This window comes from Pediococcus sp. EKM201D (assembly GCF_011800215.1).
Taxonomy (GTDB): Bacteria; Bacillota; Bacilli; order Lactobacillales; family Lactobacillaceae; genus Pediococcus; species Pediococcus pentosaceus.
The window spans coordinates 344,181-360,224 of record NZ_JAALFK010000001.1 but is presented as its reverse complement, the minus strand read 5'-3'; the positions used below and the strand labels follow the sequence as shown (position 1 = coordinate 360,224).

Here is a 16,044-nt window from a genome sequence, read left to right as displayed (position 1 = left end):
TTAAATGAAACTACGCACGATTGAAATCAGTGGGTTTAAATCATTTGCTGATAATACCAAGATTGAATTTAAAGATGGTATTACTGGAATTGTTGGTCCAAACGGTTCGGGGAAAAGTAATATTATCGAAGCTATTCGATGGGTGATGGGGGAAACCTCTGCTAAAAGTTTACGTGGTGGCAAGATGCCTGACGTCATTTTTTCAGGTACCGAAAAACGCAAACCCCTTTCAAGAGCATCCGTAACAATTATATTTGACAATTCGGATCACTTTCTAGATTCTAAATTTGATGAAGTAATGATTAGCCGTCGACTTTTTCGAAATGGAGAAAGTCAATATGAATTGAATCGCCAAGAATGCCGGTTAAAAGATATTTTGAATTTATTTATTGATACAGGGTTAGGTCGTGAATCTTTCTCCGTTATTTCTCAAGGGCGTGTTGAATCAATCTTCAATAGTAAGCCCGAAGATCGTCGAGCAATTATTGAAGAGGCGGCGGGAGTTTTAGAGTATAAACAGGATAAAAAACGTGCTGAAAATGAACTAGAAAAAACTAGTGGTTATCTAGAACGGGTTAATGATTTAATTGTCGAGCTGGAAAAACAAGTTCAACCTTTAGAGGAACAGGCAGCCGTCGCTAAAGATTATGTACAACAAAAGCGTCGCTTTGACATTTTAGATCAGACGAAATTGGTTCGAACCATTAACAGTAATTCTGAAGCTCAAAAGCAATTAGCTGTCCAGCGTCAAGAACAAAAAGAACAGCTCGCCCAATTACGGATAAAATCGGAAGCTTTAGCTGACCAACGAGAAAAAATTAAAAAAGTAATAAGTGAACAAAATCATCAAAAAGATCAGTTGCAAATTAAATTGGTCAAATTAAATCGACTAGAGCAACAATTAGAAGGCGAACATGATTTACGGGTGGAACGGCAAAAATATGTAGATCAAGAAAAAGAACGTTTAGTAAGCGAGCAACAAGTATTAAAAAAACAACTTGTCGAAAAAAAAGCGTCTTTAGAAGCTGCCCAAGGCCAACTAGCAGCTGTGCAACAGAAGTTAACTAACACTAAGCAATCTTTGAAAGTGTTAGAAAGTGACCACCTTGAACAACAAAAAGAAGCTTTAAAGCGTGAAATTGAAGATTTGCGGGCAGAATATGTTGATCAATTACAGGCATTGACTTCATTAAAAAACCAATATAATTTTAATCAACAAGATCGTGAACGCGATCAACAACAAAGACAAAAAATCCAACTTACGATGGATACGTTGAATGAACAAATTAAGCAACGAAAAACCGAATGTGAAAATTTGGAGCATCAACTACTTACTTTAAAAGATGCAAATAATGTTCAACAAGAGCGAATTACTAAACTGACTAAGCAACGGGATCGACTTCAAGCCCAATATGAAAAGGAACGGCAGCAGTGGTTAGATGGTTCCAACGTTGCTCATCGGGCGGAAAGCAAATTAGAAGCTCTTTTAAATTTGAAAAACGAATATACTGGGTTTTATCAAGGTGTTCGAGCAGTTCTTCAGCAAAAAGCACAATTTAGAGGAATCGTAGGCCCTGTTTCAGAAGTAATGAACGTTCCAGCTGAATATACGGTAGCTATCGAAACGGCGCTTGGTAACCAAGTTCAAAATGTGGTAGTAGACACGGATCAAACAGCTAAGTCGATTATTGAATATTTGAAAAAAAATCGTTTAGGCCGAGTAACCTTCTTACCTAAGAATGCTCTTAGTCAGCGTTCCATTAGAGAAGACACTTTACAAAAGGTAAAAAAAATGCCAGGTTTTGTTGGTGTTGCAGCTGATTTAGTCAAAGTAAAAGATGATAATCAAGTTATTAGCCAATATTTATTAGGAACAACTCTAATTGTGGATACGTTGCAAAACGCTTTAATAATTTCTAAGCAGATTAGCCGCCATAATCGAATTATTACGCTGGCTGGTGATGTAATTGGAATTGGAGGAACGATGACTGGTGGAGCTACTAAAGGCAACCGAACGGGGGTGCTCCAGCAAGACCAAGAACTTAAAAAGTTACAAGTACAAGTAACTGCGATGAAAACCAAGCTAGCTTCTAAAGAAACAGAAGTTCAAAAAATTCTAGAACAAGGACAAGCAATTCAATCTGAGTTAAAGCAAGCACTTGAAGAACAACATCAAGCTGAACAAAAGAGCTCAGAATTAAGTAATCAAGTTAGCTTAGAAAATGATCGACTAACGGAATTACAACGGCGACTTAAGGCAACACGTTTTGAGCTATCACAGATTGACGATAATGAAAATCAACAAAATGATTTGCCTGCTCAAATTGCGAACTTACAACAAGAAGTACAACAAATTAAAGAAAATACAACGGCTAAACAAGATGAACTTGCCCTTTTAGATGACGATGTTGATGAACGTCAAAATCGGATTTCAGAACTTCGAATTGAATTGGCTAGACTTAAGGAACAAACTTCACAACATCAACACGAAGTGAATACATTACAGACTACAATTAACGATGTGTTAGAACGAAATGATGAAATTAAAATTAAAATTCAGCAATTGGATGAGGAACTAATTCCAGAAAATGATCTAAAACACTTAGATATTGATGATATTAGGAATCAATTAGCTGAACAGAACCAATTATCAGCGCAACTGCAAAATAATTTTGAACAAAATCAAGTTCAGCAAGATCGCATTATTGCCGATTATGAGATTACTCAGCGACAATTACATCAAGCTGAATCGCAATTAAAGGAAATCGAAGGTTCACTCACATTAGTTCAAAGTAGAATTGAAATGGCCATTGATAAGTTAACTCAAGAATATGAACAGACTTTTGAAAGTGTGCAAAATGTGATTATTCAAAATATTGAGGATGAATCTTTAGAACGAGAGTTGAAGCTGCTTCGTAGAGGTTTAAACGAATTGGGTACGGTCAATCTCGGAGCAATTGAGGAATATGATCGGGTTTCAACCCGTTATAATTTCTTAAGAGATCAAAAGAATGATCTGGCAGATTCTAAAGCTCAACTTGAACAGTCTATTGCTGAAATTGATCAAGAGGCTGGACAAAGATTTAAACAAACTTTTGATCAAGTTGCAGAAGAATTTAGCTCAGTTTTTGTTAAAATGTTTGGAGGAGGTAAAGCCGAATTAGAGTTAACCGATCCGGATAACCTCTTGACAACTGGTATTGAAATTAAGGCTCAGCCACCGGGGAAGAAATTACAACGACTTAGTTTACTTTCAGGTGGGGAGAAATCGTTGACAGCAATTACGTTGTTGTTTGCAATTTTACAAGTTAAACCTGTTCCGTTTTGTATTTTAGATGAAGTTGAAGCAGCGTTTGATGATGCGAATGTAGAACGTTTTGCTAAGTATCTTAAGAATTTTCAAGGTACAACCCAATTTATTGTAATTACACATCGTAAAGGTACGATGATGGAAGCCGACGTTTTGTATGGTGTTACAATGCAGGAATCAGGAGTTTCAAAAATGGTATCTGTTTCAATGGATGAGGCGGAATAAAGAAAGCAGGTGTAATAATGGCATGGTTTTTTGGTAGAAAAAAGAAAAAAGAACAAAAGGTTGAACAAGAACCAGCTTCACAGGTTCAATCTGAATCGATTAGTACAACAGTGAATAAGGATTCTTCAAGTGAGACTCATTCAGAGAGTCAAAGTACAATTGCGTCACAGGCTGCTGTTGAAAAGCCAGTCCAAGCAGTAGAAACAAATCAAATTGAGGAGCCCACTTCTTCAACAGAAGGAGCTTCGACGTCTGAAGTTAAAACTGAAACACAGACTAGTTCAGCTCCAGATAATGGGTTGGATGAAGCAGAACGCTATGACCGCGGTTTGGAACGTTCAAGGAAATCATTTGGACAAAAATTATCAGCCTTATTTACGAATTTTTCTGGAGTAGATGAAGATTTTTATGATGATTTGGAAGAAACATTAATCGAAGCTGATGTCGGATTTGATACAGCACTTGAAATCAGTGAGGAAGTTCGGGATGAAATCGAATTTGAACATGTTTCAGATCCTGACCAAATTTCTCAATTAATAGTTCGTCGCTTAGTGGCTCTGTATACTAGAAATGGTAGTGCAGAAGATAATCATTTGGTCTTTAGTAAGGAGGGTCCAACCGTATTCCTCTTTGTAGGTGTCAATGGCGTTGGGAAGACAACTAGTATTGGAAAAATGGCCGCCCGCTTTAAAGGACGTGGACGTAAAGTCTTGCTTGCAGCCTGTGATACATTCCGGGCAGGAGCAATCCAACAGTTGCAAGAATGGGGCAAACGCGATGGAGTCGATGTGGTGGCTGGTAAAGAGCAATCAGATCCTGCTTCAGTAGCTTTCGAAGCTGTTAAAAAAGCTAAAGAAGAAAATTACGATTTATTACTAGTTGATACAGCTGGTCGTCTTCAAAACAAGGTTAATTTGATGAATGAGTTGGATAAAATCAAGCGCGTAATTAGTCGTGAAATTCCAGACGCTCCGCAAGAAACGTTGTTAGTTTTGGATTCAACTACGGGACAAAATGCCTTAACACAGGCTAAGGCATTTTTAGAAACTACGAATGTTACAGGGATTATTTTAACTAAGTTAGATGGAACGGCTAAAGGTGGAATTGTGTTAGCAATTAGAAATCAATTACATTTAGCAGTTAAATACGTTGGTTTAGGAGAGACGGTGGACGATCTTAGTCCATTTAATCCAGAACAATACGTAAGTGGACTCTTTAAGGGTCTAATGGAAGATTAACGCCAATGGAAATCGAAAAAAATAATCGCATTAATAGCTTGTTGGAATTTTATGAACAGTTATTGACTCCAAAACAAAAGGAGTATATAACACTGTATTATGCGGACGATTATTCATTAGGGGAAATCTCCGAAGAATTTCAGGTCAGTCGGCAAGCCGTGTATGATAATATTAAAAGGACGGTAAATATTTTAGAAAAGTACGAACAGCAACTTCATTTGTTAAGTAATTTTGAAGTGCGCAATGCAAAATTTGATCAAATTCGTGCTTATATTAATCAAAAATATCCGGAAGATACTGAATTAAAACACTTTTTAGATGATCTCGAAAAAAGTGAAGAAGAATAAAGACGGAGGGGCTTTAAATGGCTTTTGAGGGTCTAACTGAACGATTACAAAAAACTTTCACTAATTTAAGAAAAAAGGGTAAAGTTACTGAGGCTGATTTACGCGATACAATGCGTGAAATTCGCTTAGCGTTGCTAGAAGCCGATGTTAACTTTAAAGTAGTTAAACAATTTGTTAAAACCGTCCGAGACCAAGCAATTGGCTCAGATATTTTAGATGGATTAAATCCTGCTCAGCAAATTGTGAAGTTGGTTAATGATGAATTAATCAAGATGATGGGGACAGAAGATGCACCATTAAATAAATCTCCCAAAATTCCAACAATTATTATGATGTCTGGTTTACAAGGGGCTGGTAAAACAACTACCACTGGTAAATTAGCATTAAAACTTAAAAATGAACAAAAAGCTCGTCCACTTTTGATTGCGGCCGATGTTTATCGTCCAGCGGCAATTGATCAGTTGGTTCAAGTCGGGCAACAAATAGACGTTCCGGTTTACCAAGAAGGCACAGATGTTAACCCCGTTGATATTGTGCGTCATGGTTTGGAACAAGCTGCTGAAAATAAAAACGATTATGTCTTTATTGATACAGCTGGTCGTCTACAAATTGACGAAAAATTAATGCAGGAATTGGCTGATATTAAAGCGTTAGCTCATCCGGATGAAATTCTCCTGGTTGTTGATGCAATGACTGGTCAAAACGCCGTTAATACTGCGGAAGGATTTAATGAAAAATTAGATATTACTGGGGTAATTCTAACTAAGTTAGATGGCGATACCCGTGGTGGTGCTGCGTTGTCAATTCGCTCAGTCACTGGTAAACCAATTAAATTTGTTGGTCAAGGCGAAAAGATGGAAGATTTGGATGTTTTCCATCCTGATCGAATGGCTTCCCGTATTTTAGGTATGGGTGACATGTTAACTTTGATCGAAAAAACTCAAAAAGATTTCGACCAAAAGCAAGCAGCTGAAATGACTCAAAAGATTCGCGAAAACACATTCGACTTTAACGATTTCGTGGATCAATTGAATCAAGTTCAAAATATGGGACCAATTGAGGATATCATGAAAATGATTCCAGGTATGGCTAATAACCCAGCTATGCAAAATGTGAATGTGGACCCTAAGGATCTTGAGCACACCAAGGCGATTGTATATTCCATGACCAAAGCTGAGCGTGAAAATCCAGATCTTCTAAATCCTAGTCGCCGTCGTCGGATTGCGGCTGGATCCGGGCGTCCTGTGGTTGAAGTCAATCGGATGATTAAACAATTTAATCAAATGAAGAAAATGATGAACCAAATGTCAAAAGGAAACTTTAACGGCATGGAAGGTATGTTAGGAAATGGAATTAAGGGTAAGTTGTCGAAGATGGCAATGAATTCCATGATTAAGAAAAATAAGAAAAACAAAAAGAAGCGGATGAAGAAAAATAAACGACGCTAAAAATTAAGAGGTTTGGTTATACAACTAAACCTCTTTTTGTTTTCTAATAAAAGGTACTAGGATTTCTACTAAAAATATGGAAATAGTACCCCAGAAAAATTAATGCCCAAAATAAATGAATCAAAAACAGAAATGATTGGTATAGGACATTATTTACGTGAGTATCCAGAACGGTCTTTATGTGCCGGCGAGGATGCTTTAGCGATACAAGAAGATAACGAGCGGTCATTTAAGTCTAATAAAAAACGTTAAATTTAATTAAATGGGAGTTTTTTCGATCTGTTAAGGAAAAACACTTTACATCTATTCGATTTACTGGTATATTATTACTCGTGATTAAATAGTTGGAGGTGTCATTATGTCTGTAAAGATCCGTTTGAAACGTATGGGTTCAAAGAAGCGTCCTTTCTACCGTGTCGTAGTCGCTGACTCACGTTCACCACGTGATGGTCGTTTTATTGCCCAAGTAGGAACATACAATCCATTAACAGAACCAGCTTCAGTTAAACTTGAAGAAGAAGAAATCTTAAACTGGTTAAACAATGGTGCACAACCTTCTGATACAGTTAAAAATATTTTCTCTAAAGCAGGAATTATGAAGAAGTATCACGAAGCTAAGTATACAAAATAGGTCATACCTGAACGAAGGGCGTCGATAAAACATTAGTTTTATTACGGCCTTCTTTTTGTATCGGAGGATAAAAGATGAATTACTTTAATGTAGCAAAAATTGTCAATACCCGCGGTTTACGCGGTGAACTAAAAGTTATCTCATATACCGATTTCCCAGAAGAGCGCTTTAAATCTGGTGCTGAACTACAAATTTTTAAGACTGAAAAAGACGAAGTTCCTGTTCAAACTGTAACGGTTAAAAACGCTAAAGAATATAAGGGCTCATTTATCGTTACTCTTGAAGGAATGAATTCCATTAACGATGTTGAAAAGTTTAAAGGGATGATTTTGAAAGTTGAAGAAGATCAACTCCAAGATCTTGAAGAAGGAGAATTTTATCTTCATCAAATTATCGGATTAGATGTTATTGAGAATGACCAAAAAATTGGAACCATCAAAGAAGTTCTATCGTATGGTCCTAATGATGTTTGGGTAGTTAAACGGCCCAATCAAAACGATTTGTTGCTTCCATATTTAAAAGATGTGATTTTAAATGTTGATTTGGAGCAAGGAGCAGTTCAAGTTAGTGTTCCAGAGGGGTTAGATTAATGAAAATTGATGTTTTAACCTTATTTCCTAAAATGGTAGAAGTTCCATTGCATGAATCCATTGTTGGTAAAGCGATTGAAGCCGGTAAGTTAAATGTTGACGTCACTGATTTTCGACAATATTCCACTAATAAACATGGAAATGTCGATGATTATCCATATGGAGGCGGAGCAGGGATGCTGCTAACACCTCAACCTATTTTTGATGCAATGGAGCATGTTAAGAGCCAAAATAACCAATCCACCGGGCGGGTTATTTTAGTTGATCCTGGCGGCAAGCAATTTAACCAAACGATGGCTGAAGATTTTGCTAAAGAAGAACATCTAACATTTATTTGTGGACATTACGAAGGCTATGATGAGCGGATTAAAACACTTGTCGATGATGAAGTATCCTTGGGAGACTTTGTAATTACTGGTGGTGAGTTAGCTGCGTTAACCATGATTGATGCTACAGTACGTTTATTACCTGACATATTGGGAAATAAAGACTCTGCAGTCGATGATTCATTTTCAACGGGTCTACTTGAATTTCCACAATATACGCGACCTGAAGATTTTCGAGGGCTGAAGGTTCCATCAATTTTGTTGAGCGGAAATCATGGAAAAATCGATGAATGGCGACGGACAGAGTCTTTAAAAAAGACACTTGCAAGGCGCCCCGATCTGTTAGAAACAGCTCAGTTAACACCGGAAGATAAACAAATCTTACGAGAACTTCAAACGCCCGATTTATAAAATCGTTATAGGCTAAGTCCAAAATAATTTTGCACTTAATAATAGAATATGTTAGGATATTAATTGGTTTGAAAACCAACAATAACAATGTTCCGCTGGCTCCGGGTGAGTTAATGAAGATTGGCGAAGGGAAGATTTTTAAATGAATCTATTAATTGATAAGATTACAAAGGACCAACTACGTAGTGATATCCCTGAATTCCGTGCAGGAGATACTGTTAGAGTACATGCTAAGGTTGTTGAAGGTGACCACGAACGTATCCAATTGTTCGAAGGTGTAGTTATCAAACGCCATGGTAGCGGTATTAGTGCTACATACACTGTTCGTAAGATCAGTAACGGTGTTGGTGTGGAACGTACATTCCCACTACATTCACCACGTGTTGCTAAAATCGAAGTTATCCGTCATGGTCGTGTACGTCGTGCTAAACTTTACTACCTACGTGCATTACATGGTAAGGCAGCTCGTATTAAGGAAGATCGTCGTAAGGCTTTCAAATAAAGAGCAAATAATTAAAGAAGATGAGTTGAAATCCAAGAGGGTTTTGATTCATCTTTTTTTGTTTGCCACACTAAGAAAAATTAATATAACTATTTTTAATAACTCGTAAAAAGAGTAATGATTATTTTGTTTTTCGCAGAAGAGTACGTTATGAAAAATGTTCTTCTGGTGGTGGCATTCTTAGTGTTATCTTTGAGTTGAGTATTGGTAAACAAAATGAGTCGAAAAATATGGTAAGTGAAATTTTAGAGGTAGAATTAACTTCTAAAGACATTCGCGGGCAAGTTCAATTAGATATTTAGGTATAGATTATCCTGATAAACTAACGGATCATGATAGCTTGTTTGAAAATCAAAAAGTATCACTGGAATAAAAAAGGAAGTTTCTGCGTAATTTACGGAGAAACTTCCTTTTTTTAATTTATTTAAACTTAACTGCCGTACCATAGGCAGCCACTGACTGCATATCTGTGCCAATTGATCCAGAATCAAAGCGCATCATCACGACTGCATCTGCGCCCATTTTCATCGCATTTTCTCGAAGGCGATCGACTGCAATATTGCGGGATTCATCCAACATTTTAGTGTAGTCTTTAATCTCGCCACCAATAATATTTTTTAAACCAGCGCCAATATTACGGAAAATGTCTTTAGATTGGGTAGTTAACCCAAAGACTTCTCCTAAAACAATATATTCCTGTCCAGGAATTTTTTCTGTAGTTGTAACTAAAATTTCGTTTTTCATTATGATTTCTCCTTAGGATAAAAATTCATTTAGGTAATTACTAGGGCCTCAGGTAATGATATCCCAAGGCTTGCTTCTCAACTAATTCTACGACCCCAGAAGCCACAATGGTGGAATTGTTAAGCAAATCCTCCGTGGTAATTTTCCGCTGGGTTAACGAATTTTGACAAACTGCAATCACTATCTGAGACGTAAGAGCGTGACGGATCTTTTCTGCTTCTTTGCTATTGGCTTTAACGCCCATCACAGCATCACCATTGACTAAGAGCTCAATCTGATTATTGGGAGCAGGATAAGCTTGTGCTAGATGGTTTAGATTATTTAAAACCATTGGCCACTTTGCCATTTCATCAATATGGACGATGATTTTCATAAAATTATTCTCCTTAGTAGATTAAGATTAAAAATTAGAATAATGGATAATCATAGTATACCGCTAATAATCCTGGTTAAGCTACTGATAACGCGCGTTACACAAACGTTGTTTTTGTATTCAATTGCTTTAGTAGAGGGGGAAAATGATTAATAGGCTGCACAAACCGCATGAGATAGGGATTTCTAGTACACGGGGTTAACTAATGTGGTTATGATTCGTGAAAACGTTTTCGATATTGTAAAAAAGCTGTAAAGTGTTGATATGTAGGTCTTTTTAGGCTTAGTGATAAAAATAAATTTTTTACTATTATTATTTTTTTTGATTGCGAAAAGACTAAATACCGATTATTCTTTTTATTATTCCAATAACGTTGGAGTACAGATCATTAATTACTAGGAGGAAATAATAATTTGAGTATTTTAAATACAACAGAGATTATGGAACTAATTCCTAATCGTTACCCCATTCTATTCATGGACTATGTTGATGAATTAGAACCTGGAAAATCAATCGTGGCGACTAAAAACGTCACAATCAACGAAGAATTTTTCCAAGGACATTTTCCTGGTAACCCGGTTATGCCTGGAGTTTTAATCATTGAATCTCTAGCACAAGCTGCATCAATTCTAATTCTAAAATCAGAAGAATTTGCAGGTAAGACAGCATATCTAGGTGCCATTAATGGTGCTAAATTTAGACAGATCGTCCGTCCTGGTGATGTTTTAAAACTTCATGTTGAAATGATCAAGAAAAAGAGAAACATGGGTGTTGTTGAAACATTTGCAATGGTCGGTGATAAAAAAGTTTGCCAAGCAGAACTAACATTCATTGTTGGAGCAACTGATAAGAAAGATAAATAGTCGGTGAATTGCAATGGGATTGAGAATAATTGATTCAGCACTATCTACTCCTAAAAAAGTCGTTACTAACGATGATTTAACTAAAATACTGGATACGTCAGATGAATGGATTTCAAAAAGAACGGGAATCAAGCAACGCTATCAAGCCGTTGAAGAAACTACTTCTTCAATGGCGATAGAAGTCGCTAAACAGCTCTTAGAGAAATCTAAAACGGATCCAAGTGGAATTGATTTAATTGTCGTGGCAACGATGTCACCGGACTATATGTCGCCATCTGTTGCAGCTATAGTACAAGGAAGCATTGGTGCAACCAATGCAATGGCTTTTGACATTAGTGCCGCATGTAGCGGTTTTGTGTACGGCATGAGCATTGTTAATAACATGCTTCATGGAGGGAAGTTTAAGAAAGCGATCTTAATTGGTGCGGAAAAACTAACCCGGTTGCTAGATTGGACGGACCGTAGTACAGCCGTTTTGTTCGGTGACGCAGCAGCTGGTATTTTGGCTGAAAATGATTCTTCGAACTCTTCATATTTAATCAACGAAAAATTGAATACATATGGGAATATGGGCCAATATTTAACCGCTGGAAACGTAGCAGCCTTAGATGACCCAGCACAATCGTATTTCTTCCAAATGAACGGACGTAAAGTTTATGAATTTGCCACTAAACGAGTTCCGGAATCAATTTTGACGGTTCTTCGTGAAGCGAACATTGATCCTAGTGAGGTAAAGTATTTCTTACTTCATCAAGCAAATGAACGTATTATTAAAAGCGTTGCGAAAAAACTAGATTTATCAATGGATAAATTTCCAGTCAACATTGATCGCTTTGGTAATACTGCAGCAGCCAGTGAACCCGTCTTGTTAGCAGAAATGTTAGCAGATGGAAAAATTAATCGCGGTGACATTATCGTCTTTAGCGGCTTTGGCGGGGGCTTAACCGTCGGAACAAATGTTATCAAATATTAAAAAAATAAATTAAATTATATTCTCGGAGGAATAATATTATGACTAAAGAAGAAGTATTCACAAAGGTACAAGCAGTAATCGCAGAACAATTGGAAAAAGACGCAGACAAGATCACTATGGAAACAAGTTTTTCAGAAGACTTGGACGCTGATAGCTTAGACATTTTTGAAGTTGTTGACAAGTTAGAAGATGAATTTGATATCGATATTGATACAGACGAAAATATGGATACTGTTGGCAAGTTAGTTGATTACGTTAGCGAAAACATCGATAAGTAATTAAAAAGGGGTAAATGATGGTTAAAGCGGCTTATTTATTTAGCGGACAAGGACAACAATTTGAAGGGATGGGAATGGATCTGTATCAAACAGAACCGGCCTACCGAGCATTAGTTGATGAAGCTAGTCAAATTTTAGGTCAAAATTTTGCTAAACAAGATGTTATTGATAATGAAGAAAATTTACAATTATCAATTGTTATTTTGAGTTTAGGAATTGCACGAATTCTTAGCAGTGAAAAGATTGCACCGCAGAAGTTCTTGGGGCTTAGCTTAGGTGAATATTCCGCTTTGATTGCCGCAAATGGTTTTTCAATTGATGAAGGTTTAAAAGTTCTTGAAGATCGTTCAAAATACATGGCTGAAGCAGGGAAACTAAATCCAGGCCAAATGGTAGCAGTTTTAAATGCCAGTGATGATGTGATGAACGAGGCAATGCATGCTGCCCGAGAGTTTGGTAAGGTTTATCCAGCAAATTACAACACACCTAAGCAAATGGTTTTCGGTGGCGATGCCGCTGGAATCAACAAGTTTAGTGCACTATTAAAAGCTGCTGGAGTTAAGCGGGTTGTTCCAATTAAGATGAGTGTGGCATCACACACACCATTTATGCAAATGGCTAGTGATAACTTGAAGACCCGTTTGGAAAATGTCACAGTAGCTCAACCGAATGTGCCAGTAATTAGCAATACGATCAAGACTGAATTTACTAAAGCTAATATTAAACAAACCCTTGCAGACCAGTTGGTAAACCCAACTTATTTCACGGATTGTTTAGCTGTAATTGAGGCAGATCCAATCGATTGTTTGGTAGAAATTGGTCCTGGCAAAGCGCTCAGTGGATTTGCTAAAAAAACTCTCAAGAACAAAGACTTACCAATTTTCAATGTTTATGATGTTGAAACACTACAAAAATTACGGAACTATCTTTCAAAGCAGGAGGCTAATTAAGTGATTATTAAAGATACAGTGGCAGTTGTTACTGGTGGAACTCAAGGAATCGGATTAGCAATCGCAATGGATTTAGCTAAGAAAGGTTCAAAGGTTTTTATCACTGCTCGCCATGATATTTCGGATGATGCAGTAAAAGAACAAATTCAAGGACTTGATATCAACTTTAAAGAACTTGACATTCGTGATGATGCAAAGATTGGCGAATTGTTAAACGACATTAAAGAAGAATTTGGTCACTTAGATATTATTGTAAATAATGCTGGAATTACAAAAGATAAGTTACTAAGTCGAATGTCAGTTGAAGATTTTAATGACGTAATTGCAACTAACTTAGTTGGTACATTTTCAATGACAAAATATGCCATGAAAATTATGCAAAAACAACGTTCAGGTAACATTGTCAATATTTCAAGTATTTCGGGAACTCATGGAAATGTTGGACAAGCTAACTATTCAGCAAGTAAAGCTGGGATTGTTGGTTTAACAAAAACTACAGCTCGTGAAGGTCTTTTGAGAAATATTAGATGTAATGCTGTGGCTCCAGGGATGATTGAAACAGCCATGACTGGAAAATTAAGTGAAAAGGTTCGTGAAAAAACAGAAGAAATGATTCCAATGCACCGTTTCGGTCAACCAGAAGAAATTTCTTCAACAGTAGCCTTTTTACTTGAAAATGATTATATAACTGGTCAAGTACTTACCGTTGACGGTGGAATGACCCTTTAGGTTTTTGAGGAGGAAAAAATGGGTAGACGAGTAGTAGTAACAGGCATGGGAGCTTTGACTCCTCTTGGAAATGATCGAGAATCCTTCATTCAAGGACTAAATAGTTCAAAAGTTGGAATCGATAAAATTACACATTTTGATGCCGAACTAACAGGTATCACGGTTGCCGGTGAGGTTAAGGACTTTGATCCAACTGTTAGAATTGAAAGAAAAATTGCGAAACGGATGGATGCATTTTCTCAATATGCTCTGTATTCTGCCGTTGAAGCAATGGAACAAGCTGATTTTAAAGAAGGCGAGTTAGATCCTTACCAAGTCGGTGTAATTTATGGTTCAGGAATTGGTGGATTAACTACCATCCAAGAACAAGTCATTAAAATGGATCATAAAGGGCCAAGACGGGTTTCACCATTATTTGTAACTAACTCAATTACTAACATGGCAGCTGGGAACATTTCAATGTATTTCAATGCAAAAAATACCAGTCAAGCAATCGTTACTGCTTGTGCTAGCGCAAATAATGCAATTGGAAATGCATTCCACCATATCAAAAATGGTTACGCAGATGTTATGATTACAGGTGGTTCAGAATCATCAATTAATGAAATTGGAATCGCTGGTTTCGCTTCATTAACTGCATTAACTGCATCAGAAGATCGTTTACGTGCCTCAATTCCATTTGATAAGGATCGCAATGGTTTTGTAATGGGTGAAGGAGCAGCTACTTTAATCCTTGAAGACTACGACCATGCTAAAGCACGTGGTGCTAATATTTTAGCTGAAATCGTTGGTTACGGTATGACAAGTGATGCTTTCCATATGACCCAACCAGATCCTGAAGGTCGCGGTGCCATTCGTGCAATGCAAATGGCAATGGACGAAGGTGGCATTAAAGCCAATGATATTGATTATATCAATGCTCATGGTACCAGTACGCATGCTAACGATAGTGCAGAATCAAAAGCTATCGAAAGCATCTTTACTGAAAACGACCATTATAAGGTAAGTAGTACTAAGTCAATGACTGGTCATTTGCTTGGTGCGGCTGGAGCAATTGAAGCTGTTGCAACTATTGCAGCACTTCAAAATGGTATTATGCCGGTTAACGTAGGTTTAGAAACTAAAGACCCTGAAGTTAACATTCCATTAGTTACAGAAGATAACCGTAAGGCTTCTGTTAACTATGCCTTGAGTAATTCATTTGGTTTTGGTGGACATAACGCTGTATTAGCATTCAAGAGGTGAAAATGTTGACTGAAATAGATTTAGAAAAGTTATTAACCAAATTAGATAAATCATCATTCACGTCATTCGAAATGACGGAAGGTGATTTTAGCATTAAAGTAAAAAAAGAAACTACTCAAATAGTTCAACCAGTAGCAACGGTTAATGCCGTTGCTACTGACGTTGAAGCAACTTCTGAAATAGCGGATGCTAACCTAGAAGAGATTAAGGCTCCGTTCGTGGGGGTGGTCTATTTTGCACCTTCAGAAGGAGAAGATCCTTATATTAAGGTTGGCAGTCACATTTCAAAAGGCGATACTGTGGGCTTAATCGAAGCCATGAAGATGTTTAACGAAGTTCATTCACCAGTTGATGGTGAAGTCGTAGAACTCTTAGTTGAAAATGGATCGATGGTTGAATACGATCAACCAATTGCTCGTGTTCGTAAAGTTGGAGATAATTAATGGAAATTAATGTTCAAGATATTATTCCTCAACGTCCTCCTTTTCAAATGATTGATCAATTAGTTGATCTTGAAGCAGGAAAAAAGGCGGTCGCTGAAAAGAAAGTTACCATCAATGAATGGTTTTTTAATAATGGCAACGAGCTCTGCATGCCTGAGCCACTCTTAGTCGAGGCTTTAGCACAAACGGGAGCTTGTGCACTTTTATCAAACGAAGCATTTGTGGGAAAAAATGCTTTCTTTGGCGGAATTAAACAAGCTGAATTTTCAAATAGAGTTGTTCCTGGCAATCGACTTACTTTAACGGTTGAATTAACCAAAATGAAAAGACAAATCGGTACTGGTCATGGGGTTATTGTTAATGAAAATAACGAACTGATCTGTGAAGCTGATTTAACTTTCATTGTGGGCTAGGAACA

The 16,044-nt window shown here is 37.1% G+C and carries 18 protein-coding genes; 16 read left to right on the top strand and 2 right to left on the bottom strand.

Annotated elements, in window-relative coordinates; all coding sequences use genetic code 11:
* The first annotated feature begins 4 nt into the window (after window positions 1-4).
* The 8 genes from smc (at window position 5) to rplS (ending at window position 9,028) form a co-directional block, all read left to right on the top strand.
* Window positions 5-3,535 carry a chromosome segregation protein SMC gene (gene smc, locus HFC68_RS01815; protein ID WP_167399605.1) on the top strand — a complete coding sequence of 1,177 codons (3,531 nt, stop codon included), beginning with the start codon at window positions 5-7 and terminating at the stop codon, window positions 3,533-3,535.
* Between the two features lie 17 nt (window positions 3,536-3,552).
* Entirely contained in the window at window positions 3,553-4,773 is a 1,221-nt protein-coding gene (gene ftsY, locus HFC68_RS01810; RefSeq protein WP_011673296.1) for a signal recognition particle-docking protein FtsY, read from the top strand.
* Window positions 4,774-4,778: 5 nt separating this feature from the next.
* Complete coding sequence (locus tag HFC68_RS01805) at window positions 4,779-5,120, top strand: putative DNA-binding protein (protein ID WP_002833574.1); 342 nt, start codon at window positions 4,779-4,781, stop codon at window positions 5,118-5,120.
* A 17-nt stretch (window positions 5,121-5,137) separates the two neighbouring features.
* Complete coding sequence (gene ffh, locus HFC68_RS01800) at window positions 5,138-6,568, top strand: signal recognition particle protein (protein WP_002833575.1); 1,431 nt, start codon at window positions 5,138-5,140, stop codon at window positions 6,566-6,568.
* A 358-nt stretch (window positions 6,569-6,926) separates the two neighbouring features.
* A complete protein-coding gene (gene rpsP / locus HFC68_RS01795; protein WP_011673297.1) occupies window positions 6,927-7,199 on the top strand; it encodes a 30S ribosomal protein S16 in 273 nt (90 codons plus the stop codon).
* Window positions 7,200-7,273: 74 nt separating this feature from the next.
* Window positions 7,274-7,789, top strand: coding sequence for a ribosome maturation factor RimM (rimM, locus tag HFC68_RS01790; RefSeq protein WP_011673298.1), 516 nt, complete (start codon window positions 7,274-7,276; stop codon window positions 7,787-7,789).
* Complete coding sequence (trmD, locus tag HFC68_RS01785) at window positions 7,789-8,526, top strand: tRNA (guanosine(37)-N1)-methyltransferase TrmD (protein ID WP_011673299.1); 738 nt, start codon at window positions 7,789-7,791, stop codon at window positions 8,524-8,526. Before rimM ends, trmD begins: the two co-directional genes overlap by 1 nt.
* A 142-nt stretch (window positions 8,527-8,668) precedes the next feature.
* Complete coding sequence (rplS, locus tag HFC68_RS01780; protein ID WP_002833579.1) at window positions 8,669-9,028, top strand: 50S ribosomal protein L19; 360 nt, start codon at window positions 8,669-8,671, stop codon at window positions 9,026-9,028.
* Window positions 9,029-9,448: 420 nt separating this feature from the next.
* Here rplS and HFC68_RS01775 read toward each other — a convergent pair whose 3' ends face one another.
* Window positions 9,449-9,772: a heavy metal-binding domain-containing protein gene (locus HFC68_RS01775; RefSeq protein ID WP_002833580.1), complete on the bottom strand. Its 324-nt coding sequence runs from the start codon at window positions 9,770-9,772 to the stop codon at window positions 9,449-9,451.
* A gap of 40 nt (window positions 9,773-9,812) precedes the next feature.
* Window positions 9,813-10,145, bottom strand: coding sequence for a DsrE family protein (locus tag HFC68_RS01770; protein ID WP_011673301.1), 333 nt, complete (start codon window positions 10,143-10,145; stop codon window positions 9,813-9,815).
* Window positions 10,146-10,585: 440 nt separating this feature from the next.
* On the opposite strand from HFC68_RS01770, the gene fabZ reads away from it, so the two are divergent.
* The 8 genes from fabZ to HFC68_RS01730 are packed head-to-tail and all read left to right on the top strand — an operon-like array spanning window position 10,586 to window position 16,039.
* Window positions 10,586-11,008 (top strand): 3-hydroxyacyl-ACP dehydratase FabZ, encoded by a 423-nt coding sequence (gene fabZ, locus HFC68_RS01765; RefSeq protein ID WP_002833582.1) that lies wholly within the window; start codon window positions 10,586-10,588, stop codon window positions 11,006-11,008.
* Between the two features lie 13 nt (window positions 11,009-11,021).
* Window positions 11,022-11,981, top strand: a complete 960-nt coding sequence (locus HFC68_RS01760; protein WP_011673303.1) for a beta-ketoacyl-ACP synthase III — start codon at window positions 11,022-11,024, stop codon at window positions 11,979-11,981.
* A 38-nt stretch (window positions 11,982-12,019) separates the two neighbouring features.
* The gene (acpP, locus tag HFC68_RS01755; protein ID WP_002833584.1) at window positions 12,020-12,259 is read left to right on the top strand and encodes an acyl carrier protein; all 240 of its coding nucleotides are present in this window, start codon (window positions 12,020-12,022) and stop codon (window positions 12,257-12,259) included.
* Window positions 12,260-12,276: 17 nt separating this feature from the next.
* Window positions 12,277-13,209 carry an ACP S-malonyltransferase gene (locus tag HFC68_RS01750; protein WP_167399604.1) on the top strand — a complete coding sequence of 311 codons (933 nt, stop codon included), beginning with the start codon at window positions 12,277-12,279 and terminating at the stop codon, window positions 13,207-13,209.
* On the top strand, window positions 13,210-13,938 hold the full coding sequence (fabG, locus tag HFC68_RS01745) for a 3-oxoacyl-ACP reductase FabG (protein ID WP_011673305.1): 729 nt from the start codon (window positions 13,210-13,212) through the stop codon (window positions 13,936-13,938). It begins immediately after the preceding gene.
* Between the two features lie 18 nt (window positions 13,939-13,956).
* A complete protein-coding gene (fabF, locus tag HFC68_RS01740; RefSeq protein WP_011673306.1) occupies window positions 13,957-15,183 on the top strand; it encodes a beta-ketoacyl-ACP synthase II in 1,227 nt (408 codons plus the stop codon).
* A gap of 5 nt (window positions 15,184-15,188) precedes the next feature.
* A complete protein-coding gene (locus HFC68_RS01735; RefSeq protein WP_041527000.1) occupies window positions 15,189-15,626 on the top strand; it encodes a biotin/lipoyl-containing protein in 438 nt (145 codons plus the stop codon).
* Window positions 15,626-16,039, top strand: coding sequence for a 3-hydroxyacyl-ACP dehydratase FabZ family protein (locus HFC68_RS01730; protein WP_011673308.1), 414 nt, complete (start codon window positions 15,626-15,628; stop codon window positions 16,037-16,039). The genes HFC68_RS01735 and HFC68_RS01730 overlap by 1 nt, the downstream gene beginning before the upstream one ends.
* Window positions 16,040-16,044: the final 5 nt, after the last annotated feature.

Bases quoted from the DNA above. Each gene is read 5' to 3' on its own strand.
- rplS (WP_002833579.1), top strand. From the start codon at position 8,669: ATGAATCTATTAATTGATAAGATTACAAAGGACCAACTACGTAGTGAT.
- fabZ (WP_002833582.1), top strand. From the start codon at position 10,586: ATGGAACTAATTCCTAATCGTTACCCCATTCTATTCATGGACTATGTT.
- HFC68_RS01775 (WP_002833580.1), bottom strand. From the start codon at position 9,772: ATGAAAAACGAAATTTTAGTTACAACTACAGAAAAAATTCCTGGACAG.
- HFC68_RS01770 (WP_011673301.1), bottom strand. From the start codon at position 10,145: ATGAAAATCATCGTCCATATTGATGAAATGGCAAAGTGGCCAATGGTT.
- trmD (WP_011673299.1), top strand. From the start codon at position 7,789: ATGAAAATTGATGTTTTAACCTTATTTCCTAAAATGGTAGAAGTTCCA.
- rimM (WP_011673298.1), top strand. From the start codon at position 7,274: ATGAATTACTTTAATGTAGCAAAAATTGTCAATACCCGCGGTTTACGC.
- smc (WP_167399605.1), top strand. From the start codon at position 5: ATGAAACTACGCACGATTGAAATCAGTGGGTTTAAATCATTTGCTGAT.
- HFC68_RS01805 (WP_002833574.1), top strand. From the start codon at position 4,779: ATGGAAATCGAAAAAAATAATCGCATTAATAGCTTGTTGGAATTTTAT.
- fabF (WP_011673306.1), top strand. From the start codon at position 13,957: ATGGGTAGACGAGTAGTAGTAACAGGCATGGGAGCTTTGACTCCTCTT.
- HFC68_RS01760 (WP_011673303.1), top strand. From the start codon at position 11,022: ATGGGATTGAGAATAATTGATTCAGCACTATCTACTCCTAAAAAAGTC.
- HFC68_RS01750 (WP_167399604.1), top strand. From the start codon at position 12,277: ATGGTTAAAGCGGCTTATTTATTTAGCGGACAAGGACAACAATTTGAA.
- ftsY (WP_011673296.1), top strand. From the start codon at position 3,553: ATGGCATGGTTTTTTGGTAGAAAAAAGAAAAAAGAACAAAAGGTTGAA.
- acpP (WP_002833584.1), top strand. From the start codon at position 12,020: ATGACTAAAGAAGAAGTATTCACAAAGGTACAAGCAGTAATCGCAGAA.
- ffh (WP_002833575.1), top strand. From the start codon at position 5,138: ATGGCTTTTGAGGGTCTAACTGAACGATTACAAAAAACTTTCACTAAT.
- rpsP (WP_011673297.1), top strand. From the start codon at position 6,927: ATGTCTGTAAAGATCCGTTTGAAACGTATGGGTTCAAAGAAGCGTCCT.
- HFC68_RS01730 (WP_011673308.1), top strand. From the start codon at position 15,626: ATGGAAATTAATGTTCAAGATATTATTCCTCAACGTCCTCCTTTTCAA.